Source organism: Paenibacillus nuruki (assembly GCF_001721045.1).
Classification (GTDB): domain Bacteria; phylum Bacillota; class Bacilli; order Paenibacillales; family Paenibacillaceae; genus Saccharibacillus; species Saccharibacillus nuruki.
Genome location: NZ_MDER01000086.1, coordinates 191,818 through 218,047, shown reverse-complemented (window position 1 = coordinate 218,047; position 26,230 = coordinate 191,818). Strand labels below are relative to the sequence as shown.

The following is a 26,230-nucleotide window of genomic DNA, read 5'->3' as shown; positions in this document are numbered from 1 at the left end:
CAGATCAAGGCTGCTGAACTGAAGTGTTTTTTTCTTATTTGATCTCATTAGCTAAACCTTATTCATATTCTCCTACATAAGGACGTTCTTTACGCTTCGGTTCACGTGTAAATCGGAATCCACTAGCAAAAATAAGAACTTGAGCTATCAACAGATAAGGTGCGGCTTGCAGACTTAACATATGTAAAAGACATAATCCGCTGATCAATAACGATAACCAGATAAATACCAACCTACGTGCATTTTGACGAAAATCGGCTGTGATAATCGCATACAATAACACGAGAGCGCCTGTACATGAAATAAAGCGCAAAATAGCGAATAAAACCGCAGGAGCTTGTAGATATCGAGCCGCCATAAGATCATTCCATAGATTCCACAATAATAATGATTCTATGACTAAGACGAGAAAAGGAATTGCCGGGCGGATCGTAAGCCATAATAGTAATCCCCAACGTGGATGTTCTCCGCGAGCTAATATCATTTTGCGCTCACGGGTCAACCTCCGAATATCGCTGTCCAGTGTGCGATACAGTAAAGCCAGACTTTTGCGATCACGTTCTTCCATGTACTGATCAATCCGCTCTAACAATTCATCAGAAGCATACGTAGCTGCTTTGCAAGCCAGTACACTTTCGGCTGGAACCGGTAAAGAAGCTGGATTTGCATGAGCAGAAGAAAGACTTTTGCTAATCAGTACAGGATAGACTTGTCCTGCCGCTTGCGTTAAGCGATCCAGACTATTTTGAATACGGCGCATACGCTCATCATCTCTATATTTACGTTGCTTGGCTGTAAATCCGTACACGACTGCAAAAGCGAACAGCCCTACCATTCCGATCAGATATAAGCCTATAGCATGAGAACGCAGTAAAATAGACCAATCCAACAGATTCACTCCTTTATCTATCATTCATGTGTTACACATTGTATTTTGATCATTACATCATATCCTTAACCAAAATGGTTATTACAGAATAAGAACGACTGGAATAATTCTGGCTACAACGTAGTAACTTTCTTTTAGAAGTATAACTCTTTGATGTATACTATAGTATATAAGTGCTTGAATACAATGCTTTTTGAAGCTTCAAGATAATCTATCTTATTTGTCAAAACAATCATTCTGATATAGATGAGTAGCGTATAGCTTATTTTAAGGTTAGCAAATAGATAAAGAAGGGGTGCACACTTATGGCATATAATAGCCGTTTTGCAGTGGCTATTCACACATTGTCATTATTGGATGCAAGTGATGGACATATCACTTCGGAATGGATTGCGGCAAGTGTCAATACGAATCCGGTTGTGATTCGCCGTATGATCAGCCAGTTAGCCAAAGCAGAGATTGTACGTACACAGCCCGGTGTAGCAGGTGCCCAAATGACACGTCCTGCTGCTGAGATTACGTTATTGGATATTTATCGTGCAGCGCAAAATGATGCCAAAGATGAACTGTTCGCTATTCATGAACATCCGAATCCGAATTGTGATATTGGACGTAATATTCAAGCGGAACTGGAAAGAGTATTTTATCGTGCACAAAAAGCGATGGAAGATGAGTTAGAAAAGATTACACTCCAGCAGGTGACAACTGATTTGCAGGAAATGGAACAGGTTCGTCAAGCGATCCAGAACTAATACTGAATCATCATCGGCTGAGCAGGGTATGTAAAAAGAAAGACCGCTCATGACGGAAAGGATGGAATCTTAAATGAAAATTGCTATTATTGGTGCAACCGGAACCATCGGACAACGCCTTGTACAAGAAGGACTACGACGTAAATATGAGATCACCGCAGCGACTCGGGATTCTTCTAAAATTGATAAGAATACAGAACGTCTACAAGGAATCAGTGTCAATGTACTGGATCCGATTAGTGTCGAAGCTGTAGTCGCAGGGCATGATGTAGTTATCAATGCTTTTGGCCCACAATTTGGAAATGAAGGCGAACTGATCGAAGCCGCTAGTGCTGTGGTAGAAGGTATGAAAAGAGCAGGTGTACAGCGTCTATTAGTAGTCGGTGGAGCAGGAAGCCTAGAAGTAGAACCGGGTGTACGCTTGATGGATACACCTGATTTCCCGGCAGAGATTCGACCGCTTGCTCAAGCCCATGTCGATGCTTATGAAATCTATAGCCAGAGCGATCTGGATTGGACTTATGTCAGTCCAGCCAGTTGGATCGAGCCGGGTAAACGCACAGGGAACTTCCGCATCGGTACAAATCGCCTTGTTACCGATGATGATGGAGCAAGTCGCATCTCTATAGAAGATTATGCAGCTGCTTTATTTGATGAAGTTGAAGATCCATTATTTACACGTACTCGCTTTACTGTGGCTTATTAAGCTGAATCTAGATGTAATCAATACACCGTCCTTAGGGGCGGTGTTTTTGTTATCTAGCAAATACGGTTAATACATAATAAGGCAATCGTATAAATACATCCTAAACATAAATGATGTATATAGAGGAGCGAATCGATAATGTATATTGTGACTGCACAACAAATGCGTGACTTAGACCAACATACAATTCAACAGCTAGGTATTCCTGCACTATGCCTGATGGAGAGCGCTGGTAAAGCGATCGCTGAAGAAGTGATTCAGTGGAGTAACAGCGCTAAGCTAGAGCAAGCCGATATTCCTTTCGGTTCAAGCTTGTCACATGTTGGACAGATTCGAAGCGATAAGAACCTTACTGTACATGATCAGAAGCAACATTGGCTTATTCTGGTCGGTAAAGGAAACAATGGTGGCGATGGATTAGTGGCTGCTCGTTATCTGCAAGATGCAGGCATTAAAGTCACTCTGTTGTATGCTCAAGACCCGGCAGAAATGATCGGTGATGCAGCTATTCAGCGTGATGCAACCCGGCAATCAGGTATTGATGTTGCAATCTGGAATAAGGACTGGGAAAAAGAATCCAACTGGCATTCCTATACAGGTATTGTAGATGCTCTACTAGGAACCGGAAGTAAAGGGGAACCGCGTGCACCTTATGATGCGATGATTACAGCGGCAAATCGTAGCGGTAAGCCTATTATTGCGGCAGATATTCCAAGTGGGCTTCATGCAGATACAGGGGAAGTGGCAAAGACATGTATTCAAGCATCGGTAACAGTCAGTCTGGCTTTTCTCAAGCGAGGATTAGTTCAATATCCGGGAGCAGGAGTCGCTGGCGATGTAGTTGTACGCCAGATTGGGATTCCACGATTTACTGCTCAAACGTTAGGTGTAGATACTCATCTGGTCACCAAAGAAGTGCTAGAACATGTGTTGGAAGTCGATCCTGAACGTGCACGTGCAGTAGACGGACACAAAGGAACCTATGGGCATGTATTGATTGTAGGAGGCAGTATGAATATGAGTGGAGCTGGATTACTGGCTTCGCGTGCAGCATTGCGGATAGGGAGTGGATTAGTGACATGGGCGCTTCCACAAGCTTTGCTACCGCATATTGCAGGTCATGTGCCTGAACTTATGCTTGCTCCTGCTGTAGAAGGCGTAGACGGGAAGTGGGAGCGTTCTAGCACAGATGCTATTCTTCCTTTAGCTGAGAAATGTGATGTACTTGCTGTAGGACCGGGTTTAGGTCGATTTGAACAGGATGGAGAATGGTTACAGACGTTATGGGAAAAAACAGATCAGCCACTGGTCTTAGATGCCGATGGCCTGAATATGATCGCTGAAGCAGATGGATTATCCAGCTGGCAATCTCGATCCGCGGATACTGTGCTCACGCCACATCCAGGAGAGATGGCTAGACTTGCAGGTATCTCTACGCCAGAGGTACAACGAGATCGGATCGGCATCGCTCGTGACTTTGCGATCAAGCATGGAATTACACTGGTGCTCAAAGGCGCTCGAACCGTGATTGCTTCAGCTGATGGGAGAGTCTATGTAAATACCACCGGACACCCGGGAATGGCAACAGGAGGCTCCGGTGATGCGCTGACAGGCATTATAGCAGGATTACTTGCTCAAGGTCTAAGCGGCATACAAGCGGCTACATTCGGTGTACATTTGCATGGACATGCCGGTGAAGTGGCAGCGAATCAGCGTACAGGTAATCCTGCTTCATTACTAGCAGGTGATCTTATCGAGTCGTTGTAAGACCGAAAGCGTAATTTAAAGATTCAATATCAAGTAGCGAGATATGAGTATAATCTTGTTCAAGATAACGTGTAATCCATGGGTACGTAGACGTTGCTGTCCATAAATGTTGCGGGTGGGTGGCAATTCTACATACCCTGTCTACATATAAGCCCAGTATCGCTTGATTATGCTGGCGTAATATTAAGATGCGTGCAGTCATACATGATTTGGCAAAATCAGCTGAATCGTTGTCGTTCGAATTAGGTTGTAGACGCACAACAGGTAACGTACGACCATACCAACTGATTGTACCTAATACTTGTGGATCGAGTTGAGGTGTAGGGTTAAATAACTCAAAACGGATAATTTCCTGTACTGCATGAATGGGCAGAGCAATCCGCTGGTTATCAGCCATACATTCAATATATTGGTCGGACGATCTGATCATCATAAGTAGGACCTCCATTTATTATTATTTTGACTATACACCAGATCCAAAACTAGATTTTAAACGTAGTTACAGAAGAGTGGAGTTGATCTGCTAATTGAGCTAATGTCTGAGAAGAAGAAGCTGTTTGTTCACAAGCAGAAGCCACTTCTTCCGTAGCCGCAGCAATTTCATTAACCGAATGCATTACATCTACAGATTGAGCACTTTGTTGTTCACTCGCCGCAGCAATACCGTTAATTTTGAGTGAAGAATCACTCACCCGATGAACAATATCTTCAAAAGCATCACTGGTTAAAAGAGAGTGTTCTGCATTGCTGTTAACCGCTTCAATGCTATGCTTCATATTGGTCTGCATCGAGCGAATAATGCCTGTGATTTCTTTGGTAGCTGCGCTACTACGTTCTGCCAGCTTACGGACTTCATCAGCAACCACAGCAAATCCAAGTCCTTGTTCACCTGCACGAGCAGCTTCAATAGCAGCATTCAAAGCAAGTAGATTCGTCTGATCTGCAATCTCATCAATCACTTCGATAATATCACCGATACGAGTAGAATCATTTTCAAGTTTGGACATTTGTTGATTCACTTCTTGAATCGCTTGTGTACCTTGAGCGACAATATGACCGCCATGTTGAGCTTTTTCAACTGTAGTATTGGATAATTCAGCAGCTTCTTCTGCACTTCGAGCTACATCATCAATAGCAATAGACATATCTTTGAACAATTGAGCAATCGCTTGAGCCGATTGAGATTGATTTTCACTACTTCCAGCGATTTCTTCGGTGCTGGCTGAGATTTCTTCTGAAGTGGCAGCGACACTTTGCGCCGATTCGATAATATTGGCAATTAAGCCATTGAGCCGATTGGTCATATCATTAGCAGCAAGAGCAAGCTGTCCAATTTCATCTTTACCTACAAGTTTGGATTGTTCACGTAGATCCCCAGCAGCTACTTGTTGAAGTAGACGACTGATTTGTTTTAATGGCACACTGATCATCCGAGAAATTAAGGTTCCTAATAAGATACAGAATAAGAAGGCTACCACAATCCATAAGGTCGTCCAGAACTTCGCATTGGCAAAAACAGCTTTGGCTGTGTTATTCGCTGCACTGGCTGTTTGTTCGTTAATTTGGTTTAATTTGGCAATACTATCATACATATCTGTTCCCGCCGGCACAACAGAATTTTGAACAAATGTCTGAAATTCTTGAGGTGTAGCATTTTCGGCTAGGTTGACCGCTTGACTGTATACATCATTATAATTTGCCCAAAATTTATTAAAGTTCTGCAATTCATTGCGTTCTTGATCAGACAACGGTGTATTGCTATATTGAGACATATTTTCTTGAACAGCAGTGATGAGATCAGGGATCGAACCAACGACTTTTTGTTTAGCCGTATCATCGGCAGTTAGCGCAATATCTCGAGAAGCGACACGCATTTTTTGCAAAGACAATTCAGCAGCAGAGAGAGCTTGCATAGATACCAGATTATTATTGTACAGACCGTTTACACTTTCATTCATCCGATTCTGATTACTCAAACCGTATAAACCAATTGCAGCTACAATCAAGGCTACACAGATAAAGGCAGCGATTAATTTGGTAAACGTTTGAAAATTAGCACCTATTCTCATCTTGTCCACTCCATATCGATATGTAATTCAATTATCAATTACATCGATCAAATTTTTTGAAAGCAACTTACTTTCGCATTTATGCAAAATAAGTTTTTATACTTACTATGTCGTCTTATAAATTACAATTATTAATACTATTTTTCAAATTTATGTAAATAATTTATGTAAATAAGTGGATAACAATTCAATTGTAAAAAATGTACCACTGAAAATGTAAAGGTCAATTCATCATCGTGTAAGCTGTCAAACCGTATAAAATAAGGCTTTGTTCAAATTGATCATTTGGAAATAATATAATCTTGTGGGGCGCTCTATTTACAGTCGTATACATTTTCTGACTATAAAAAATAATAAATTTTCTTCTGATATGATCAATAATAAAAAAAGCGTCTGTAAACCGTAGAAATGACACTCTTTTCTAGGTTTAACAGACGCTTTTTATGTTATCTATTTATTCAGAATCATGGTCAGTCGATTGAGAAGTCGCTCTTTTGCGGCGAGCACTTAACCATTTCCAACCGATCCATGCGACCAGAACGACAAGAATCACAATCGCTACAGGGGTCAAATATTGAGAAGCGAGTGGACCCACCTCTTCCCAGCGTGGCCCTAACTTATAACCGAGATACACATACAGACTGGTGATCGGCAACATCGCAGCAAAGGTATAGATGCTGAATTTCCAGACATTCATATTTGCCATCCCGCAAGGAATCGATACCGCTGTACGTACTCCCGGAAGAAATCTTCCGAAGAAAGCAACACCACTTCCATACTTTGCAAAAAACTGTTCGGCTTTCACAATTTCTTTTTCCCGAACAAGAAAGTATTTACCGAAGCGAAGAACAAGAGGTCTTCCTCCATAACGACCCAGTGCATACAAGGTCAACGGCCCAGTGACTCCGCCGATTGTACCTGCCAAAATCACCAGAATAATATTGAAATCACCTTCATACACCCAGAAGCCGGCGAGTGGAAGAACCAACTCTGCCGGGACGAATTCGAAGGTCAGGGCTAATGCAATGCCAACATAGCCCAGACTTTTGAATCCCTCGATCAGGCCTATTAACCATTCATGCATCGGCTAATTATAGATCTTCTTTAATCTCTTTTTCGACTTCACGTACAGCATTGTCTTCATCTTTAACTTCTACTTTGCTAGATAACAACCAACCGCACACAGCGATCGCTACAAGTACAATATAGAACGACAATTTCCAGATCGTATTTTCAGGGAAATGCTCAGGCAATACACCTAGTGCTGGATGTGCAAGCGTGATGACAGCAAGCTTCACACCTACCCAACCTACGATAACAAAAGCAGCAACTTCTAGACCTGGGCGACTTTGCAACAATTTCACGAAATAAGAAGCGGCAAAACGCATAATGATTAGACCGATAAATCCACCCAAGAAGATAACGATAAAGTGTCCGCCGTCCATACCACCGATAGCAGGCAATCCACTTGCAGGCAATGCAACAGCTAGGGCAACAGCTGCTAAGATTGAATCTACTGCAAATGCAATATCAGCCACTTCGACTTTGAATACAGTCATCCAGAAACCAGATTGCTTTTTAGGCTTACCATCTGGGCCAGCTTCTTCAGCAGCTTCATCAATTTTGGAGCGATGAGAAATAATTTTACGAATAATATGATTAAATGCGATATATAGAAGGTAAAGTGCACCAATCGCTTGAACCTGCCATACATCGACAAGGAATGAAATAATGAATAGTGAACCTAATCTGAAAACAAATGCACCGAATAGTCCATAAAACAGTGCCCTTTTGCGTTCTTCTTCAGGTAAATGTTTAACCATAATTGCGAGTACCAAAGCGTTATCTGCTGCGAGCAGACCTTCCAGTACGATCAGTACAAGTAATACCCATCCATACTCCAATAACAATGCTACATCCATTGAATTGCCTCCCTAAAATCTCGTTTTTTTGTCGTTAGTATATAAAAAAGACCTTTACCATGATTGGTAAAGGTCTCCCAGAAAAATAACGAGTCTTCACCAAAACATGGTAAAGGTCTCGCTAACAATGTTTATCATTGCCAAGCAAAACCGGGGATAAATCCCGTAATGACGACTTTGCCTGTACAGCTACTCCCCTTTAACAGGAATATAGAGTTATGTGGTTAGTAAATCTCTTACAATTCTTACTTAACCATTATCTTACTAAACAAATCATAAGCAATTTAAGAAGATAAGTCAATTATGTTAATGTAGTCATAGCGGTGATATCGGCACTTTTATAGCCAGTGTCACTGGATTGACATAAAATAAGTTTTTGCTGGATAGCACTTTGCTGAATATCAATAATTCGTTGATTACGACTTCCCCGATAACGCAAAGAAACATCACGTTGTGACTCTACAAATGGGCCATCAATCAGTATATCGCATTGGTTTAATAATGTCTGAACACCTTCTGTAGAAGAAGTATTCAATTCTTCCCATGTATATCCGCTATAGATCCAGATTGAGAAATGAGGGAGCTGTTGTCGAACTTCCTGCACAAATGAAGAAACTTCGATAGCGGAGAAAAAAGGATCTCCTCCAGCTATCGTTATTCCATCCAATAAAGGATTCTGCTTCATCTCATCAATAAGTTGTTGTTGAAGCTTCTCGGTAAAAGGTTCTCCTGCTTGAAAAGACCACGTATGTCGACTAAAACAACCTGCGCAACCATGCTTACAACCGCTGATAAAAATGACAGCTCGTAATCCATCGCCTTCATTGACTGACTCGGGAATATAACCACAGATATTCATCGTGAATGTTTCAACCGATCCCGCACCTCTGCTTGCTTGGCAGGATTAAATCGAGTCTGATAATCACCTGTAAGATACCCTGTTACACGGCGCAAGCGAGCGATAGGAACATCCAGTTCAGAGGCACCACAAGCAGGGCAGTGACTTCCTATAATGCCTTCGTGTCCGCAACCGGTACAGCGATCAATCGGATGATTAATACTAAAGTAACTAATATGTTGAGCCAGCGCATATTGAATAATCTGTTGCATCGCTTTTACATTATGACGGGCATTACCATCCAGCTCAATATACGAAATCGCTCCTGCATTACAATAACTATGGAAAGGCGCTTCTAACTGAATTTTGCGAGCAGCGGTAATCGAATAATAGACAGGAATATGAAATGAATTGGTGTAATACTCACGATCCGTCACTCCTGCAATCGCACCATAGTGTTCACGATCAACAGCCACAAATTTACCCGATAATCCTTCAGCCGGTGTTGCCATGAGTGAAAAGTTAAGATTATAGCGCTCACTAAGTTCATCACAAGCAGTTCTCATATAAGCAATCAGTGTCAATGCTTGTTGATAAACGGTATCATTTTCCCCGTGATGTGCTCCATATAGAGCTTTCATACATTCAGCCAATCCAATAAATCCGATCGATAACGAACCATGCTTCAGACAATCTTCTACAGCATCATCGGGAGCAAGAAGGTCGCCGCCTTCCCATACCCCTTCACGCATCATAAAATCAGATGCTTTGGCAGGTTGAGACGCTTGAAGACGATAACGATGCAATAATCCTTGTGCAGCAAGCTCTATACATTCATCCAACTCATGGTAGAATCCTTGCTCGTCAGCGACCGAGCGTTGTCCAGCGATAGCCATCCCATAATCCAGTCCCAGCTTCACCAGATTAATCGTATTGAAAGACAGATTCCCTTTACCAGACAGATGATTACGTCCGAATCGATCAGCCATCACCCGTGTACGGCAACCCATAGTAGCAAATTCAGTATCCGGTTCGCCTGGAATTTCAAGCTCACGGTTGATTGGTGCATCCAGATTGGCAAAGTTGGGGTATAGACGACGAGCTGAACAATCTATCGCTTGAAGAAATAGATCATAATTAACATCGCCAGCTTGCTGGTTCACACCTTGTTTACATTTGAAAATTTGAATTGGGAAAATCGGTGTCTCGCCATGACCAAGTCCTCGCACAGTAGCGGCTAGCAGACATTGTACGATCAATCGTCCTTCGGTAGAAGTACATGTTCCATAATTAATACTGGTAAAAGGAATCTGCCCGCCTCCACGGCTAGACATCGTATTCAGGTTATGGATTAGACTTTCTGCGGCTTGTAGCGTTTCGACTTTCGTTTCTTCCATAGCATATTGATAAGCACGCGGATACTCTTCAGCCAAAGCAATATCATCCATAATAGCCGTCTGGAGAAGCTGTTCACTCACTTCGTTACTTTCATCAAAATAACGGAATCCTTTACGCAGATGTTTACGGAAAGACTTGGTGACATAAGGAGCTAGATCGTAATCCAATTTATTAGCGGCTACACCGCCATACTGCGCATTTTGCTGACATTGAAAAATAATCGCTACTTGCGCCATAGCTGTCATAATCGAGTTTGGAGTACGTAGACTGCCATTACCACTACTGAATCCATCTCGTAATAATTTATCAAAAGGAATAAAGATACAATTGGTTGTACCGACCGCATAATGATCTAGATCATGAATATAGATGCGATTTTGTGCAACTGCTTGAGCAATCGGTTGAGGTAACAACTGACGCTTGGTGTACCATTTAGCATATTCACTACCTAGACGGCTCATTTTACCGGAAAAGCTTGCTCCATTCAGATTGGCATTTTCACGTGCTGATTCATGTTCACCATCAATAATATGTTCACCCATATCCAGAATCGATTGCAATTCAGGAGAGGGTTGAGGTGCTATGTAAGCTGATTTGCGATGTGAAGTCAAAATAGACATTAATCACACTTCCTTTCATTAGATAGAACAGGGATCATCACCTAACAGATAAATAACACCCGACATCATAAAGATAGAAGGTGTCGGGTGTTAGGGTTACCATTCAGCTAAAGTAGCTATACGTACACATCATCACAAATAAATATTTTTCGTTACAAATCTACAGATGATCTATATATAGTTATCACTTTATTAATTTATATCAATATGTTGATTATGTAAGTGATATTTATCTCTTTACAACTTCAATCAATAGAAGAACCTAGCTACAATAAGGTGCACAGAAGATTCAACATAGGCATACCAACCGTAGAATGGGTAAACTATATAATAAGATTAATATTATCTACTCAAGGAGGAGAATAAAATGGCTATAGCTGAAGTAACGGTTATTCCGTTAGGAACAGGAAGCACCAGTATTAGTAGTTATGTAGCACAGATGCAACGGGTATTGAGTGAGCAGACGGGTGTACAGACACAATTAACACCGATGAGTACCATCATTGAGGGAGAGATAGGGGATGTGATGAAAGCGATCCTTGCTTTGCATGAATCTCCTTTTCAAGAAGGAGCAGGACGTGTATCTACATCGATCAAAATAGATGATCGACGAGATCATCCAACTTCAGCACAATATAAGTTAGATTCAGTCAATCAAAAGCTACATTCTTAAATAAATCAAAAAAAATGAATTTTAATGCGATTTTTAGGTGCATTTCATAAAGTTTTAAGATACAGCGGTTATAGTAATGACATACCCCTTTTGAATATATAAGCATTACTGAACTCCATGGACTGCGACCGTGGAGTTCCTTTTTTTTGTAAGACATTATAAAGCAAGATACCTAAAATTGAAAAATTAATGTTTCTTTCAGGTTCGCCTAAGGTAATATTAAGATGTACCTATTATAATGACTGTAATAACCCCTTTTGAATTACTATACCTTGACCCCAGCGGCTGCGACCGTTGGGGTCTCTTTTTGTGTTTTGTTAGAGAAAAAGATTATTTTTTACTTTTGTATCGAACGGGATTGAGGATATTTCCAGCATGCAATGACGATAACCATCGCTACCAGACCTACTGGAATCCAGCCGAGCAGTAGAGGAAAGTGGCGTTCTAATACAGTAGCGATCATTGCACCACAAGCATACAGCATAATACCTAAGATGCGTAATCGAGATTCGGTCGATAATAAGCGACTGGTTGTTTGGGTACGATTGAAAAAGAGCTGGCGTAGATGAGCAACCATATCTTCTACAGCATTGACTAGATTGTTGGTGAGTACCGTTGTCGAGATACCGGCAATCCCTAATCGTCTAGCCGCTGTTGTCTGAATCCCCATAGCCATACTGAGGCAACCAAGACAGACAAACACAACTGTTTCGGTTAAAGGAAGATATGCTATAACAGCAAATGCACAAAGTAGAACCCATTCCACAATCAATGCAGTTGTCACACGAGGATGCCAGAGAGAAGGGGATTTATCACTTCCGATTAGAATAGCAGCAATAATATTCCCCAGTATGAATCCAACTAATGCGGTTAATACACGTGCAATCGCCAGATCTTGTAATCGACCGAGCGACATACCCAGTACAACAATATTTCCTGTCATATTCGCTGTGAATACATGCTCTAATCGTAGATAACCAATCACATCAACTAGTCCAGCTGTAAAACATAATAGTAATAACAATACATAACGCAAATGTTGCTTGGACATATCCAATCCTCCAATCGGTTAAGACATAGAAATCCCCGAAAACATAACCTGTAAGCAGGTCTAGATGTTTCCGGGGATGTGTGGGCATAATATCCAAAAGTTATGCCGTTATTGATTGCAACCTAAAAGCCATATGTGTAAAAAATATCAGAAATATGTGATAAATCATTATATTCAAAGTTGCCGCGTATACAAAATACACTTCGTAGGAGCACGATTACTATAATCTGCCCAATCTGATGATAATATGGCTGCTGACTGCAGCTATTTTTAACCCGTAACCCCGAACTTGGAAATGGACGGGGACGGTTTTGGTTCGCTCTGTATAACATCTAAGTTACAGTTGAGTCCAAAACAACAAAAGCCCTACCTCTCTCTTGTCCTTGCGGCTCCGATGACCGCGCCAGTGTGAATCGGCAAACTTCAAATTTCTTGGGTTTTAATCATAAAGGAAATTTGAGATGATTCCGGCAGCATACCGAAAAAAGAATGCGAAGGATAAAACCGAGGGTTAAACAATAACAGTAATTATTATACGCTTATTTCAGATAAAAAGCAAGAATTAACTTTTGAGCCATAGACTGTATATTTTGAAAAGAAAAAAGACACCCTCATTGAGGATGTCTTTGCTTATATATGCTCTACTGAATATCAGCAGATTAATATGTTTTGTTGATTGTAATCATGTTGTTGCTAACGTTCATATCCCACTCAAAGTTATCTACAAACCAACGTACAGGTACAAGAGTTTGTCCGTTACGGGAAATAACCATATCGTTCAAGCCTTTACGCATGTTGTCGACTTTGTATACTTTAGAGTTTACCCAGAACTCATAACGTTGGATACCAGTATCCAACCAAGTTGTAGACGTTTCTTTGTTGTAAGATACTTTCATGTTTGCATTCATTGCAAGTTGACGCAATGGTACATATGTAGTTCCTTTATACACAACAGGAGCCATTGGCATAGACATTGAAGCGCCATTAACCATGTACATTTTACTTCCCATTGTAAATTGAATCACTTTCGTTTTTAGTTCAGGACTCATATCTGCTGTTGTTGGTGTTGCTGCAAATGCTCCAGCAGCTGGTAACAATAGGGACAATCCAAGTACAGGTGCAAGCAATTTGTTTAATTTCATGTGTAGTGCTCCTTCGTCTAATAGATATATTTTTTGCTCTCTTACTAACTTATAAACCAATTTAACAATAACTAATCAGTTCGTAATTAAAAAAAATGACAAATGAGTAATATATTAAAGCGAATACAAAAATTAAAGATAAAATGGTCTATACATCAACTAACAATGAACACAAAACAACACCTTGCGCATAGATCTGCACAAGGTGTTGTTTGGCGTCAAACGATTAAAGACAGATCATATTTATAATGATCTAAATATTAATACGTTTTGCTGATTGTAACGGTGTTGTTATTCACGCTCATGTTCCATTCAAAGTTGTCTACAAACCAACGTACAGGGATAAGAGTCTGTCCGTTACGGGAAATGACCATATCGTTCATACCTTTACGCATGTTGTCGACTTTGTATACTTTAGAATTGACCCAGAACTCATAACGTTGGATACCAGTATCCAACCAAGTTGTAGATGTTTCTTTTGTATAGAACACTTTCATATTTGCATTCGCTGCAAGGTAACGCAACGGTACATATGTTTTTCCTTTGTATACAGTAGCTGGAGTACTCATCATCATAGATACACCATTAACCATGTACATTTTGCTACCTGGTGTAAATTGCATTACTTTTGTTTTCAATTCAGGACTAGTATCTGCACTTGTACCATTCGCTCCACCTGTAGAAGGTGTTGTTGGTGGTGTAGTAGGCATATTAGGCATGCTTGGCATAGAAGGTGTAGCTGGTGTTGTCGGAGTTGGAGTAGCAGTACCACCGAATTTAGCAGGGTATTGCATTACGATTGCTTCGCTTAAAATGTCTGCAAATCCAAACATGTGGTGGTAAGACATACGTGCTTCAGAATAAGCTGTTGTGTAATCTTTAGCTACATAAGAATCGAATGCTTTAAGCAACATTGCGATATGTTCTGTAAGTCCAGCTTCAAGAGCAGCTTGAGGTAAGTTAGGGTTAGCATCAGCGAAGAATTTTGCTTGAGTTACTTTGTACTCAGCTAATTCATCAATCGCTTTTTGTTTTGCTGTTGTATCACCAGCAGCAGTTGCTTTTACATAATCGACAAAATATCCGATATGAGAAGCCCAGATTGTTTTGAAAGCAGCGCCAGCTTCGTTACCGTAAACAGAAGCGACAGCAGCACTTAACTCATCTGTGTTTTTGTTCAAAAGCCCAGCGGCTTGTTCGAAATCAGGCGCACCGTCAATTCCTTTTTGCATTGCCCAGACAGCTAATGTTGCATGCTCGCCCAAAATGATACCTAGAGCAGAGCGCAAATCAGAAGCTCCCATTGTAGACATGTCTGTTGTAAATTTGTCAGGATATTGTTTTACAATTGCAGCGCTTAAGATATCACCAAACATATACATATGTTTGTAAGCTTCATCCGCAGTTGTGTATGCTTTTGTATAATCTTTTGCTACGTATGCATCAAATGCAGTTAATAGCATATTAATATGTTCTTCCAATCCTGCTTCCAATGCAGATTGTGGCAAATTAGGATTTGCATCTGCAAAGAACTTGGCTTGTGTTACTTTATATTCTTCTAATTCGTCTTTCGCTTTTTGTTTGGCAGCAGTGTCATTAGCAGCTGTTGCTTTCACATAATCCACGAAATAACCAATATGAGAAGCCCAGATTGTTTTGAAAGCAGCGCCAGCTTCATTACCATAAACAGAAGCGACAGCAGCACTCAAATCATCTGTATTTGCATTCAAAGCAGCGGCAGCTTGATCAAAATCAGCTTTGCCATCAATACCTTTTTGCATTGCAATCACTGCGAGTAAAGCATGTTCACCAAGAATTTGTCCCAATGTTGAACGAAGATCAGCACCAGCGCCCTTAGATGTTGCAGCGGCAGCTCCAACGGTTGTTGGTAAGATCAAGACTACTGCCATAAGCAGCATGATGACCTTAGATAGAACAGATTTGTACATGTTTCCACTCTCCTTAAAATAATGTAGGATCAATTGCATACTGTTCAATTAAGAACAGGTATTACGTAAAAGGATACGCTTACTTTGGAGCAGTGGATCATATTTCTGCGTAAACATGAAAAAGATTTAACTGATTTGTAACCCCTTTGTGACGCAATTCTCAGAAGTATAGCAATTAAACTGTCTACTCTACTTAATAAGCCATTGACTTAGAATTGAATCAAGATTTCCAAAATAAACTTAAATTGTAAATTCGAGAATGACAAAATAATATTTTTTGAAAAGTCATCCGTAGCAAAATTTCTTGCGAAGGTTATAATATAAGGGAACGGGAAAGGAGCCCTTGGATGAACGATATAGCAGAAGACAGAGAACTTATGCGACGGATTTCTCAAAAAGACGCCGAAGCACTTGAATGCGTATATGACCGTTATGAACGGGCAGTGTATTCGTTCGCCTATCGGATCGTACAAGATACGATGGCAGCAGAAGAAGTTGTACAGGAATTATTTCTGCGTGTGTGGAATCATGCAGAACGATATGACCAAAGTCAGGGGAAGCTGTCTACATGGATGTTCACGATTACGCGCAATATTGCTGTAGATATGCTGCGTCGTAAATCATCACGGGCGCCTGTTGACCCTACCAAAGATGAAACGCTTCGCGGTATCCCTGATCTGAAGGCGAACACGGAAGAACAAGTTACGCTGAACTGGGAGCGGCAGCGTATTAAAGAAGCGATGAATGAACTTAGAGAAGATCAGAAGCAAGTTATTGAATCTATATATTTTCAAGGATTGACTCAGCATGAAGTCTCCGAGCGATACAGTATTCCGTTAGGGACAGTCAAGAGCAGAGTAAGACTTGCCATAAGGCAGCTTCATAAGAAGCTTGCTGGAGCGGTGAGGGGGGAAAACTATTTATGAATAATGATAATCAATATAAGAAAAGTGATATGCACGATATGATTGAAATGTATGTACTGGGTGGTCTGAACCAAGAAGAACAGCAACGCTTTGAAGCGTATCTGCAAGAAGACGAACAATGCCGTCTGGCGGTTGAAGAACTTCGGGAGGTGATGGATACTTTGCCATTCGCCGTTGAAGACGTTGCGCCACCAAAAGGTATGAAAAATCGTGTGTTGAGTCATATACTTACACCTAGCCATACAGAACAAACGATATCAGATGATCGGGGAACCACTCCTATCGTAGTGGAAAAATCATCGGATGATCAGACTGTGAAGCCATCAGTAGTATACAGCACTCAAGAAGACAAAGCTTGGGTTCAACATAAAGGTAAAAATAGATTCTGGCGTGTTGCTACAACATTGGTTGCTGCTGCCGCTGTGATTATAGGTGTGTACGCTTCTAATTTGCGAGGGGAAATTGATAGTCTACAACAGCAATTAGCGATTTCGAGTACACAAGTGAACAGTTTACAAGGCAAATTAGCAACTGTTTCTATGCCTACACAAGGTCTTAAAGTAGATAAAGCCGTTAAGCTGAATCCAGCTACAGCTGATATTGTAGCTCAAGGTTTGGCTACGATCGTGATTGATGATAAAGGAACACATTTACTCGTTCAAGCCGATAATTTGCCGAAGTTAAAAGGTAAAGAAGCTTTTCAAGTCTGGCTGATCAAAGGTGATGTGAAACAAAGTGCAGGAACGTTCCTTACTCAAGACGGAACAGGAGCGATGTATTATACATTCCAACCCGAAGATTATGACACCATTGCGATTACACTTGAACCGGACAAACAGGGCGATCAACCACGAGGACCTATTGTGCTTGCTGCTGAAATTCAAGGTTAAGCAAGTCCGTTCTTTACAATATTTAAGAATAGATGTACACCCATAGCAAGCGCCCTCCCTTTATCGGAAGAGCGCTTGTTTTGCGTATATAGATTAAGACTAAGACATAAGCTCACCTGTTAGATTAGCGGTGGAGAAGTAGGATCTATCTCGCCTGTAAATAATTTGCGAATATGTTCGCGCTTGGCTTTGGGTCCTAATAGATAGACTTTATCGCCAGCCATCAATACTGTATTACCGCGCGGTGTCAGTATTTCTTCATTGCGAATCAGTGCAGTAATCAATACACTTTCCGGTAAATGAATATCTTGAATTTCTCGATTGATCATACAGCTACGCTTATCGAGAGTCAGATGACTGATCTCTGATGTGGTACGACCGGTCGCTACAAGTTCAATAATCGAAGGTTGTTGATCCGGTACATTCTCGGTTAAGCCTAACTTTTCAGCAAGGGGTGAAATGGTTGTTCCTTGAATCAGTGCAGAAGATAACACGATAAAGAAAACAACATTAAAAAATAAATGTCCGTTAGGAACGCCTGCTAAGAGCGGATAGGTGGCGAGTACAATCGGTACTGCTCCACGAAGTCCTGCCCAAGACAATAACGTTTTTTCCCGAAATGAGAACTTGCTGACCAAAAGACTCAAAAATACACCAACGGGTCTGGCTACGAGAATGAGTAGCACAGATAAGATGATTCCTTGCCAGGCGACAGCAGGTAATTGAGAAGGGAAAACAAGTAATCCAAGTAAAACAAACATCAATATCTGCATAATCCAGCCGAAACCTTGATTGAATTGTAAAATCGAACGTCGATAGGTGAGATCTGAATTACCCATTACCAGTGCCATCACGTATACGCCAAGAAAACCGCTGGCATGAGTTAGTGAACTCACACCATATGTAAATAGAGCAGCTGAAATAGCAAGTACCGGATAAAGACTGGCTGTCTCGAAATTGATTTTGTTAATCAGCATCACAGCGAGCTTACCGCAAATAATACCGAGTATGAGTCCAAAACCCATTTCCCAGAAAAAAGAAAGAATTTTGCTCCAGATACTGATCGAAGGATCTTGAATCAATTCGATAAACATAATCGTTAAAAAGACCGCCATAGGATCGTTACTACCGGATTCGGCTTCAAGAGTAGAAGTGAGTTTTTTGCTGACATTTTTGCTACCCAGTACAGAGAATACAGCGGCCGCATCGGTTGAACCTACAATCGCCCCGAATAATAATCCTTCTATCAGACTAACACCCAGAATTAAATGAGCAAAATAACCGATAATAAATGTAGTTAATAACACACCGATCGTTGCCAAAGATAAGGCGGGACGAATAACAGGCTTTACCATCTCCATCCGTGTCTGCATCCCACCTTCAAACAAAATAATAACGAGTGCTAATACACCAAACCATTGGGTGATAAAAGCATTATCATAATAAATGAAACGCCCGAGTCCCATTCCCGCCAGTATAAAAAAGACTAACGCTGGCATCCCGAAGCGAGAAGAGAATTTGGTCGAAAGCACACCAATCAGTAGAAGGCTTCCAAGAAGTAAGATCAAATTACTGGTCATTTCTGTTGTATGCATAGGCAAGCCCCTTTTTATCATAAAGTATATCTATAGTTATATATTAAGCTTTTATATATAAACGAAATCATCTTTCTAAAAACATCAACTTTTAAAGTGTAAGAACCGAAATAAATAAAGATAAGAAAAAATGATCATGCTAACAAGTACTGTATTTAAGAAAAGAGGAGACTACTTTGAAGTCATATCGAGCATTCCTCAAGCAAATTTTATTGAATTATATAATCGGATCGGTGATTGCAGTCGCTGTCGTTGGTGGATTATTTGTTTTAACAACGGTTGATGCACCACTCTTGCAAAATATAAGAATGGTCGGCATTATGATGTTTTCGTTTCTAATCATGTTAAGTATTGAAAGTCTTGTATTCTGGCATCATATTCGTCCGATTCGTGAAGTATGTGCGATCGATCTGCCTTCTGAAGAAATGCTAGAGCGTGCCTATGTCCAGCTACATAAATTCCCTAAATTATCGGTATATCGTATCATGTTGCCGCATTTCTTAGGATTAACGGTACCTGCATTGATATTGATGCTGATCTGTATGGGAAAAGGTTGGATTACGTTACCCACCTATTATTTGTGGATTGGTGGCGCAGGTGCATTAATGGTGGCAAGTATGCATGCTTTTATTGAATTTTTTCTCACAGCAACAGCTATTCGTCCGATGTTAATCGTCATGAAAGAACGTCTGCATCGTCTCTATGACAAAGAAATTTGGTTGTTAGGACAAGTGCATGTATCGGTTCGTCGTAAATTTCAACTCAGTATTTTTTTGATCGGCGTGTTTCCATTGGTGTTATTTAGCTTAGCTGCACAGATTCGTTTGCAAGAAATAACCGGTGTGCAGACCAGTGAATATTGGAGCTGGGCAGGAGCTGTGATTGTGGTTAGTATTGCTTTTAGTATAGTGGGCGCGCAATTATTAGCACGAGATGTAGAACATCCGATCAGCAATCTATACAGTGAAATGGCACATGTCAAAAATGGTGATTTTAACGGAGAAGCGGAAGATTATTATTCAGATGACTTCTCATTGTTGATCTCAGGCTTTAATCATATGATCAAAGGATTGCAATTACGGGATCAACGTAATGCTCAATTACAAGATAGTTACTTTGCTACACTGGCGGCGGCGCTGGATGCGCGTGATCCCTATACAGCTGGGCATTCGTTACGAGTCGCTGAATATGCCGTCATTATTGGTGAAAATGCTGGGCTTGGCGCTTATGAATTGGATCGCTTACGTAAAACAGCATTGCTTCATGATATTGGAAAGATCGGTATTACCGATTCTGTATTATTAAAAGATGGCAAGCTGACGGATGAAGAATTCGATCAGATCAAAAAGCATCCTGCACTGGGTGAAAGTATTCTAAAACAGGTTGAGCCTAAAGATGCGATGCAACCTTATCTTCCGGGTGTACGTTCTCATCATGAACGTTATGATGGTAAAGGGTATCCTGACGGACTACAAGGAAATGATATTCCATTGTTCGGTCGAATTATCGCTGTAGCTGATGCGTATGATGCGATGACTTCAAATCGTCCTTACCGTAAAGGAATGCCTTCTGAAAAAGCGATTATGATTTTGGAAGAAGGACGGGGAACACAGTGGGACCCTCAATTTGCTTCCATTTTTATTGATAATTATCGCAAGAAAAAAGAGCTAATCTCTTAAAAGATTAGCTCTTTTTTGGTTGAGTGTAGGAAGTCGCGCTTATGGTGCCAAGCGCTGGATGTAAGATATTTTGCTGTGCAAAAATCAGGTTTGATTGAAGTAGAAGAAGTCGCGCTTATAGTGCCAAGCGCTTAAGGAATTAGTTTTGTCTTTTTCGCTTTTTCTGCCATTTTCTCGGTTAACGGTCCAAGTGGTTTTTTGAATATGACTGCAAAGAGCATAAACAATATCATAAATCCAACTAGATACATGACATCTCGATAGACCGTCTCCATCAGCATACCTCCGACAGCTTCACGTAGCACTTCAACCGCATACGTAAATGGGAACCACGGATGTAAGGCTTGGAAAAAGGTACCGGTCATACTGACAGGGAATGTACCGCCTGAACTTGAAAATTGCAGTACAAGCAGTATAATCGCAAGCCCTTTACCAATATTACCGAATACCGATACAAGGGTGTACGTTAACGTGACAAATACCATACTGATTAACACACTTAATCCGACAAACCAGACTTTATCGACGACATAGGCACCTAAAATAAAGATATCACCGAGTGAAATAATCAGCGCTTGTACCATACCAATCGTCATAAAGGTGAACATTCGACCAAAGTAAATCTGGTATGGACGATACCTTTTCTCAATATCCTCTACTTCCACTTTGAACATGGAGACTAACAACATTGCCCCTACCCAGATCGAGAGTGTGGTATAGAAAGGAGACATGGCTGATCCATAGTTAGGGATAGGATATGTGCGATTAGCTTCTAATTCAACAGGGCTAGATAAAAAGTCACTTTCTTGTTGAATATCCCCTTTAAGCCATTTGATAATCTGGGACAGCTCACTATCACTATTTTTGAGCAAACGAACTTTATTGGCTGCACTGTGCACTGATTTTTCAAGTCCAGGCAGATCATTACGGATAAAGTCGCCTACTTTGTGCACCGCATTTTCAGCTTCAGGCAGTTTATTTTGAATCAAATCAGTAATTTTATCTAATTCTTTCTCTGCTTTGGGTAGATCATTGCGTACAAAGTCAGCAGCATCATGAATTTTAGTCTCTATGCCAGGCAGATCATTATTTACAAAATCAGCAGCATTGTTGATCAGCTTGGTAAACTCGACCATTTTGCTTTGTAGTAGTTGATCGGCATCATGTAATTTTTTCTCAATATTCGGTAGATCGGTCTGCAATTGCTTTAACTCTTCTTGACCGAAAGCCACACCACTTTGAGCATCGTTTAGTACAGCTTCGACATCAGGAAGCTTCTGTTGAGCCGTTTGTAGAACACTGGCTGCGTCTTTGGCGACGGTTTTGAGATTATCTAATCCTTGATTAATATTAGGTACAATCTCTGAATCGTATCTTGAAATAAGATCTCCTAAAGCATCACTTGCATCAGTAGACAATTGACGAAGATTGTTCAAAATATCTTCAGCCGGTTGTTGTCCATTGGTTATCGCTTGATGAATACTGCGTACCAGATCCAATTGACGTTCAAATTTGTCATGCACGGTATTCAGACGACTAATCGGATTATCGAGTGGATGGTTAGGTAGTACATTATTTAAGCGAGTTAATAGATCAGTTGTACGTTCTATAATACCGATAGCACGAGATAATCGTGTATCGAGAAACGACAGAGCATCCAATGCTGCTTGTGGATCAATATCGGCTCCTTGAATCGCATCTACCAGTTGAGTGGTTGCATCCGCTGTTTGTTGTAAAAGGACTAGGTTTTGACGAACAATAGGTGCTACTGAATCAAAAGCACCATCGTTTTCATCTAAAAATGTATTCACTCGATTGGTAAAATCAGCACTGATATCGGTGATTTCTTTAACTTTAGGTAATGCTTCTTGAGCGGCTGTGATAATGCCGGATAATTTGTCAGCATCATCAATCGCTTGATTCAGCGCATCTTCCACTTTGTAAAAGTTTTTGTCCAGTTCACTGACTTTATCTGCGGCCGCTTGAATTTCAGGCAGACGCTTTTGTAGTAAAAGAATCTGGTTGCCTGCTTCTTTGATCTTCGGAAGATTATCTTCTACTTTGAGAATCATATCGCCAGCGGCTTCGATTTCAGGAATGCGTTTTTGCAAAGCAACTATTTTTTGAGCTTGAGCATCGATCTGAGGAAGCTTTTTCTCAAGTTCTAACGCTTTATCTGCAAATTCATCAATCTCTGGTAATCGAGCTTCTAATGTCAAAATTTTATTTTCAATATTACGAATAGTGGGCAATTCTTCTTCTAATTTGATGCCTGCATCTTGCATTTTGGTAAGTACGGCTTCACTTGCAGTCGCTATAAATTCGTCGCTGATCTGTTGAGTGATTGTAGAGGCACCTTTATCTGTAATCTTAGGAGCAACTGCACTAATTTTTTCATTCACCGTATAAATGATTTTGGGTTTGACAGGATCATCGGTTAAGATACTTGCGATTTTGTCAGAAAAGTCGGATGGGATTAACAGGCTAGCATAATACTCTCCTGTATCCACCCCATGTTTGGCTGTCTGTTCATCCACAAATGTCCAGCCGAGTGTTGTGTTCTTTTTTAAATTTTGCAGTACTTGATCTCCGACATTGATCTCTTTCCCTTCAATCTTGGTGCCTTTATCTTGAGAAGTGATCGCAATTTTGATGCCTGATGTATTGCTGTACGGATCCCACATCGCTTTGAGGTTAAACCACGCATATACAGAAGGTAATAACATGATCGCAATGACCAGTAGAATACCTGTAGAGACACCAAAAATGTTTTTCCAATCACTTTTATAAATAGTCCAAATATTTCTCATAACTTCGTTATACCACCTAATCGCCTATAATAAATTCTATACTCTGTACTATCATTTAACCGCTACCTCCTTATACTACCCTACCGATTCAGAAGTAAAATGTCAGGTTAAATAAAATGTAAGATAGCTTATATATCAATCCTTGAAAAGGTTGTATGCCTTGAGTATGGATAATAAACGCTATAGGCTCAACAAGCAAGTGAATATTATTCTTTTATTTAGGTAGGCTATCTATTTATTTTATTGTACCATAATTTTCATATGGATGTGCTTTGAATCAAATAAGTCAGTATCAGCATCTGATAGACAGCATCATATCTGTCAGTGTTGATCCAACCCAAAATGATAAAGGAGCGAATAACAATGAATGATGATATTATCAAAGGTAAATGGACGCAATTTAAAGGTGAAGCGAAAAAGCAGTGGGGTAAACTAACTGATGATGATCTTGATGTGATCAACGGCGAGAAAGAGAAGTTTATCGGAAAACTGCAAGAGCGTTATGGACATAGCAAAGAAGCAGCAGAAGAAGAGTACAATACGTGGAGTAAGCGTCACTATGAAAATAGTGCAAATAACACGTTGTTATAAGATATATTGAAATAGAGTTTAAATTTAGACTTGCCAGAATGGTCAAAGTATCGTAAAATTAGTCTTGCATGTGACTAACAACGACATAGATGGCACATAACATAAAGGGCGATTGTAATATCCTTAATCGGGGATATCACAATCGCCTTATTCATTTGTAATGCGAAAAATAATGGGATGCTTGGACTCGTGGAGAGGCGCTGCGAGAAGGGGATCTTCTTGGCGTCGCTGGTGAACAATGATCACTTGAATAACTGCTATGCGGTAGGGATCACCGTTCAAAGGCGACTTTCAGAAGATTCCCCTTTTCTCCGCTTACTACGTGCTCAGGCATGGAATAATGATTTTTCTTGCGGCTCCGCCGCGGGTGTGGGCAGGGTAGAGAAAGAAAGTTAAGAGAGTATGATTGGTTTATAGGGATTTTAAGATTTTGGTGTTAAAGAAATTTGTTTGTTTTATATATTTATATACGGGTGAAATGATGGAATAGTTTACAGTTTATTGAAAAAAATGTGTGGATTTTAAATATATTGAATATATCAAATACATATGATTATAAATGGGGATGTAAAAAGGCTGATGCTAGGGAAGTGTTTCTCGCTGGCATCAGCTTTTTGGTATGATTTTTTTTATTTTAGAGTGGGAGTAGAGAGACTTGGGAGCGTTGGCCGACTTGGGTGACCATTTGTTCCCATGCTTCTGGTTTTTGAGCTAGGACGGCGTAGTAACGACGTAGGAACTTTTCAATCAGTGATCCGGGTAGAGATTGAGTTGCAGGATCGTAGGCTAAAAAGCAGAAATCGAGTTCGGATACGGCTTCACCGTCATTGTTCCATGAAGGGTGAATATAAGGGAAGTCTAATTTGCGATAGCCTAGATGAGACAGAACTTCGCGGCGTACAAATGGGTCCATGGGTTTGATGCCACCAAACTCATGATGTTCGATACGATAGGGATCGTAGATTTCAGCGAACATACCGAATAGTTCTTTGCCTGCTTTACTAGCGACTTGTTGTAGATCGAGCTGGCGTTGTTGGGCTAGAAAAGCGCCGATCCCAAGTCCGGGTTCACCGATAATTGTAAAGTCAGTCATTGCTACATTATCATCTTCGTAATAACGATATTCTGTTGCACCTACGACTTTGCCTTCATGTACAGCTACAAACACGCGGATACCCGGATCTTCTAACGGTTCTTTCCACAGGTCAAATGATAGTACTTCCTCTGCGGGGAAAATTCGTCCCATTAAGCCGTGCATATCTGCAAATAACGGATCTTCGATATGATTGATACGTACAAATTCCATTGATAAGGTCATCCTTTCAAGTTACGTTTAATAAGAAGCGGATTTTGCCATTCCATCAGAACAGCATAATGGAGTGATTCTTCATCATCTAAATAATTTTCAATAATCGTCAGTGGTGTTCGTCCGCATCGCAGTAGAAAAGAAATCACCGGATCGTATTGTGTACCCTGTGTAATCGCTTCGACATATTGTTGTGGCGTGTAGTCTTGAGCGACTTTGTGGTAACCGGGCATACGACCTGCACCAAGCAATCGGGTCAATCCCATCGCTGTGACCACTTCATACATCGACTGCATCATTAATTTACCCAAGCCCCATTGCCGATAATGAGGATGTACACATAGATCAGCGACATACAGTGTATCTCCTGACGGTTGATGATTGCGAATATACCCGTTATCTGTGACTTCTTCCCATGTATGCTGAGGATGTGCAGGATCGAAATGAATCAATAATGAAGTCATCGAACCTGCTAGCACACCATCGATTTCGATACAAAGAGCTCCTTGCGGAAAGTGAGAAATATGTTCATGCAGTTGCTCGGCATTCCACCACAACTCCGAAGGATAGGGTGGAGGGAACGCCGCACGTTGAATTTCGATCAAGTCTGCAAAATCTTTTTCGGTATAAGAACGCACAATAGCAGGATATGGCATT

At 40.7% G+C, this 26,230-nt stretch carries 22 protein-coding genes; 8 read left to right on the top strand and 14 right to left on the bottom strand.

Annotated features, from left to right (window positions below; genetic code table 11):
- Positions 1 to 58: 58 nt before the first annotated feature.
- Positions 59 to 889 (bottom strand): hypothetical protein, encoded by an 831-nt coding sequence (locus PTI45_RS21075; protein ID WP_069329554.1) that lies wholly within the window; start codon positions 887 to 889, stop codon positions 59 to 61.
- A 305-nt stretch (positions 890 to 1,194) separates the two neighbouring features.
- On the opposite strand from PTI45_RS21075, the gene PTI45_RS21070 reads away from it, so the two are divergent.
- The 3 genes from PTI45_RS21070 (at position 1,195) to PTI45_RS21060 (ending at position 4,114) form a co-directional block, all read left to right on the top strand.
- Positions 1,195 to 1,641, top strand: coding sequence for an Rrf2 family transcriptional regulator (locus PTI45_RS21070; protein WP_069329553.1), 447 nt, complete (start codon positions 1,195 to 1,197; stop codon positions 1,639 to 1,641).
- Between the two features lie 73 nt (positions 1,642 to 1,714).
- On the top strand, positions 1,715 to 2,347 hold the full coding sequence (locus tag PTI45_RS21065; RefSeq protein WP_069329552.1) for an NAD(P)-dependent oxidoreductase: 633 nt from the start codon (positions 1,715 to 1,717) through the stop codon (positions 2,345 to 2,347).
- Positions 2,348 to 2,485: 138 nt separating this feature from the next.
- Positions 2,486 to 4,114, top strand: coding sequence for a bifunctional ADP-dependent NAD(P)H-hydrate dehydratase/NAD(P)H-hydrate epimerase (locus tag PTI45_RS21060; RefSeq protein ID WP_069329551.1), 1,629 nt, complete (start codon positions 2,486 to 2,488; stop codon positions 4,112 to 4,114).
- Here PTI45_RS21060 and PTI45_RS21055 read toward each other — a convergent pair.
- The 6 genes from PTI45_RS21055 to PTI45_RS21030 all read right to left on the bottom strand — a co-directional run bounded on the left by PTI45_RS21055 (position 4,098) and on the right by PTI45_RS21030 (position 10,961).
- The gene (locus PTI45_RS21055; RefSeq protein WP_069329550.1) at positions 4,098 to 4,547 is read right to left on the bottom strand and encodes a chemotaxis protein CheW; all 450 of its coding nucleotides are present in this window, start codon (positions 4,545 to 4,547) and stop codon (positions 4,098 to 4,100) included. The two genes, PTI45_RS21060 and PTI45_RS21055, sit on opposite strands and share 17 nt — an antisense overlap.
- Before the next feature lie 49 nt (positions 4,548 to 4,596).
- On the bottom strand, positions 4,597 to 6,183 hold the full coding sequence (locus PTI45_RS21050) for a methyl-accepting chemotaxis protein (RefSeq protein WP_069329549.1): 1,587 nt from the start codon (positions 6,181 to 6,183) through the stop codon (positions 4,597 to 4,599).
- A gap of 454 nt (positions 6,184 to 6,637) precedes the next feature.
- Positions 6,638 to 7,267 carry a DedA family protein gene (locus PTI45_RS21045; protein WP_069329548.1) on the bottom strand — a complete coding sequence of 210 codons (630 nt, stop codon included), beginning with the start codon at positions 7,265 to 7,267 and terminating at the stop codon, positions 6,638 to 6,640.
- A gap of 7 nt (positions 7,268 to 7,274) precedes the next feature.
- Positions 7,275 to 8,105: a TerC family protein gene (locus tag PTI45_RS21040; RefSeq protein ID WP_069329547.1), complete on the bottom strand. Its 831-nt coding sequence runs from the start codon at positions 8,103 to 8,105 to the stop codon at positions 7,275 to 7,277.
- Between the two features lie 301 nt (positions 8,106 to 8,406).
- Positions 8,407 to 8,964 carry an anaerobic ribonucleoside-triphosphate reductase activating protein gene (nrdG, locus tag PTI45_RS21035; protein ID WP_069329546.1) on the bottom strand — a complete coding sequence of 186 codons (558 nt, stop codon included), beginning with the start codon at positions 8,962 to 8,964 and terminating at the stop codon, positions 8,407 to 8,409.
- A complete protein-coding gene (locus PTI45_RS21030) occupies positions 8,961 to 10,961 on the bottom strand; it encodes an anaerobic ribonucleoside triphosphate reductase (protein ID WP_069329545.1) in 2,001 nt (666 codons plus the stop codon). Before PTI45_RS21030 ends, nrdG begins: the two co-directional genes overlap by 4 nt.
- A 367-nt stretch (positions 10,962 to 11,328) precedes the next feature.
- Between PTI45_RS21030 and PTI45_RS21025 the strand changes: the two genes are divergently transcribed.
- Positions 11,329 to 11,634, top strand: coding sequence for an MTH1187 family thiamine-binding protein (locus PTI45_RS21025; protein WP_069329544.1), 306 nt, complete (start codon positions 11,329 to 11,331; stop codon positions 11,632 to 11,634).
- A 337-nt stretch (positions 11,635 to 11,971) separates the two neighbouring features.
- Here the strand turns inward: PTI45_RS21025 and PTI45_RS21020 are convergent, their stop codons facing one another.
- From PTI45_RS21020 to PTI45_RS21010, 3 genes are all read right to left on the bottom strand, one after another.
- Positions 11,972 to 12,685 carry a YoaK family protein gene (locus PTI45_RS21020; protein ID WP_069329543.1) on the bottom strand — a complete coding sequence of 238 codons (714 nt, stop codon included), beginning with the start codon at positions 12,683 to 12,685 and terminating at the stop codon, positions 11,972 to 11,974.
- Positions 12,686 to 13,344: 659 nt separating this feature from the next.
- Positions 13,345 to 13,827 (bottom strand): stalk domain-containing protein, encoded by a 483-nt coding sequence (locus PTI45_RS21015; RefSeq protein ID WP_069329542.1) that lies wholly within the window; start codon positions 13,825 to 13,827, stop codon positions 13,345 to 13,347.
- Between the two features lie 260 nt (positions 13,828 to 14,087).
- Entirely contained in the window at positions 14,088 to 15,776 is a 1,689-nt protein-coding gene (locus PTI45_RS21010) for a stalk domain-containing protein (protein WP_069329541.1), read from the bottom strand.
- Positions 15,777 to 16,153: 377 nt separating this feature from the next.
- Between PTI45_RS21010 and PTI45_RS21005 the strand changes: the two genes are divergently transcribed.
- Together PTI45_RS21005 and PTI45_RS21000 are read left to right on the top strand one after the other, a co-directional pair.
- Positions 16,154 to 16,702: an RNA polymerase sigma factor gene (locus PTI45_RS21005; RefSeq protein WP_241669457.1), complete on the top strand. Its 549-nt coding sequence runs from the start codon at positions 16,154 to 16,156 to the stop codon at positions 16,700 to 16,702.
- Positions 16,699 to 17,592 (top strand): anti-sigma factor domain-containing protein, encoded by an 894-nt coding sequence (locus tag PTI45_RS21000; protein ID WP_069329539.1) that lies wholly within the window; start codon positions 16,699 to 16,701, stop codon positions 17,590 to 17,592. Before PTI45_RS21005 ends, PTI45_RS21000 begins: the two co-directional genes overlap by 4 nt.
- A gap of 119 nt (positions 17,593 to 17,711) precedes the next feature.
- Here PTI45_RS21000 and PTI45_RS20995 read toward each other — a convergent pair whose 3' ends face one another.
- A complete protein-coding gene (locus tag PTI45_RS20995) occupies positions 17,712 to 19,187 on the bottom strand; it encodes a potassium/proton antiporter (RefSeq protein WP_083243659.1) in 1,476 nt (491 codons plus the stop codon).
- A 176-nt stretch (positions 19,188 to 19,363) separates the two neighbouring features.
- Here PTI45_RS20995 and PTI45_RS20990 point away from each other — a divergent pair, with 176 nt between their 5' ends.
- On the top strand, positions 19,364 to 20,866 hold the full coding sequence (locus PTI45_RS20990; protein ID WP_069329538.1) for an HD-GYP domain-containing protein: 1,503 nt from the start codon (positions 19,364 to 19,366) through the stop codon (positions 20,864 to 20,866).
- 131 nt (positions 20,867 to 20,997) lie between these two features.
- On the opposite strand, the gene PTI45_RS20985 is transcribed toward PTI45_RS20990, so the two are convergent.
- Complete coding sequence (locus PTI45_RS20985; RefSeq protein WP_069329537.1) at positions 20,998 to 23,676, bottom strand: YhgE/Pip domain-containing protein; 2,679 nt, start codon at positions 23,674 to 23,676, stop codon at positions 20,998 to 21,000.
- A gap of 363 nt (positions 23,677 to 24,039) precedes the next feature.
- On the opposite strand from PTI45_RS20985, the gene PTI45_RS20980 reads away from it, so the two are divergent.
- Entirely contained in the window at positions 24,040 to 24,267 is a 228-nt protein-coding gene (locus PTI45_RS20980; RefSeq protein WP_069329536.1) for a CsbD family protein, read from the top strand.
- A 634-nt stretch (positions 24,268 to 24,901) separates the two neighbouring features.
- Here PTI45_RS20980 and PTI45_RS20975 read toward each other — a convergent pair.
- A complete protein-coding gene (locus tag PTI45_RS20975) occupies positions 24,902 to 25,573 on the bottom strand; it encodes a GNAT family acetyltransferase (RefSeq protein WP_069329535.1) in 672 nt (223 codons plus the stop codon).
- 8 nt (positions 25,574 to 25,581) lie between these two features.
- Complete coding sequence (locus tag PTI45_RS20970) at positions 25,582 to 26,229, bottom strand: GNAT family N-acetyltransferase (RefSeq protein WP_139129301.1); 648 nt, start codon at positions 26,227 to 26,229, stop codon at positions 25,582 to 25,584.
- Position 26,230 lies beyond the last annotated feature (1 nt).

Bases quoted from the DNA above. Each gene is read 5' to 3' on its own strand.
- PTI45_RS21060 (WP_069329551.1), top strand. From the start codon at position 2,486: ATGTATATTGTGACTGCACAACAAATGCGTGACTTAGACCAACATACA.
- PTI45_RS20980 (WP_069329536.1), top strand. From the start codon at position 24,040: ATGAATGATGATATTATCAAAGGTAAATGGACGCAATTTAAAGGTGAA.
- PTI45_RS21065 (WP_069329552.1), top strand. From the start codon at position 1,715: ATGAAAATTGCTATTATTGGTGCAACCGGAACCATCGGACAACGCCTT.
- PTI45_RS21040 (WP_069329547.1), bottom strand. From the start codon at position 8,105: ATGGATGTAGCATTGTTATTGGAGTATGGATGGGTATTACTTGTACTG.
- PTI45_RS21030 (WP_069329545.1), bottom strand. From the start codon at position 10,961: ATGTCTATTTTGACTTCACATCGCAAATCAGCTTACATAGCACCTCAA.
- PTI45_RS21020 (WP_069329543.1), bottom strand. From the start codon at position 12,685: ATGTCCAAGCAACATTTGCGTTATGTATTGTTATTACTATTATGTTTT.
- PTI45_RS21025 (WP_069329544.1), top strand. From the start codon at position 11,329: ATGGCTATAGCTGAAGTAACGGTTATTCCGTTAGGAACAGGAAGCACC.
- PTI45_RS21010 (WP_069329541.1), bottom strand. From the start codon at position 15,776: ATGTACAAATCTGTTCTATCTAAGGTCATCATGCTGCTTATGGCAGTA.
- PTI45_RS20975 (WP_069329535.1), bottom strand. From the start codon at position 25,573: ATGGAATTTGTACGTATCAATCATATCGAAGATCCGTTATTTGCAGAT.
- PTI45_RS21015 (WP_069329542.1), bottom strand. From the start codon at position 13,827: ATGAAATTAAACAAATTGCTTGCACCTGTACTTGGATTGTCCCTATTG.
- PTI45_RS21070 (WP_069329553.1), top strand. From the start codon at position 1,195: ATGGCATATAATAGCCGTTTTGCAGTGGCTATTCACACATTGTCATTA.
- PTI45_RS21045 (WP_069329548.1), bottom strand. From the start codon at position 7,267: ATGCATGAATGGTTAATAGGCCTGATCGAGGGATTCAAAAGTCTGGGC.
- PTI45_RS20970 (WP_139129301.1), bottom strand. From the start codon at position 26,229: ATGCCATATCCTGCTATTGTGCGTTCTTATACCGAAAAAGATTTTGCA.
- nrdG (WP_069329546.1), bottom strand. From the start codon at position 8,964: ATGAATATCTGTGGTTATATTCCCGAGTCAGTCAATGAAGGCGATGGA.
- PTI45_RS20995 (WP_083243659.1), bottom strand. From the start codon at position 19,187: ATGCATACAACAGAAATGACCAGTAATTTGATCTTACTTCTTGGAAGC.
- PTI45_RS21055 (WP_069329550.1), bottom strand. From the start codon at position 4,547: ATGATGATCAGATCGTCCGACCAATATATTGAATGTATGGCTGATAAC.
- PTI45_RS21005 (WP_241669457.1), top strand. From the start codon at position 16,154: ATGCGACGGATTTCTCAAAAAGACGCCGAAGCACTTGAATGCGTATAT.
- PTI45_RS21000 (WP_069329539.1), top strand. From the start codon at position 16,699: ATGAATAATGATAATCAATATAAGAAAAGTGATATGCACGATATGATT.
- PTI45_RS20985 (WP_069329537.1), bottom strand. From the start codon at position 23,676: ATGAGAAATATTTGGACTATTTATAAAAGTGATTGGAAAAACATTTTT.
- PTI45_RS21050 (WP_069329549.1), bottom strand. From the start codon at position 6,183: ATGAGAATAGGTGCTAATTTTCAAACGTTTACCAAATTAATCGCTGCC.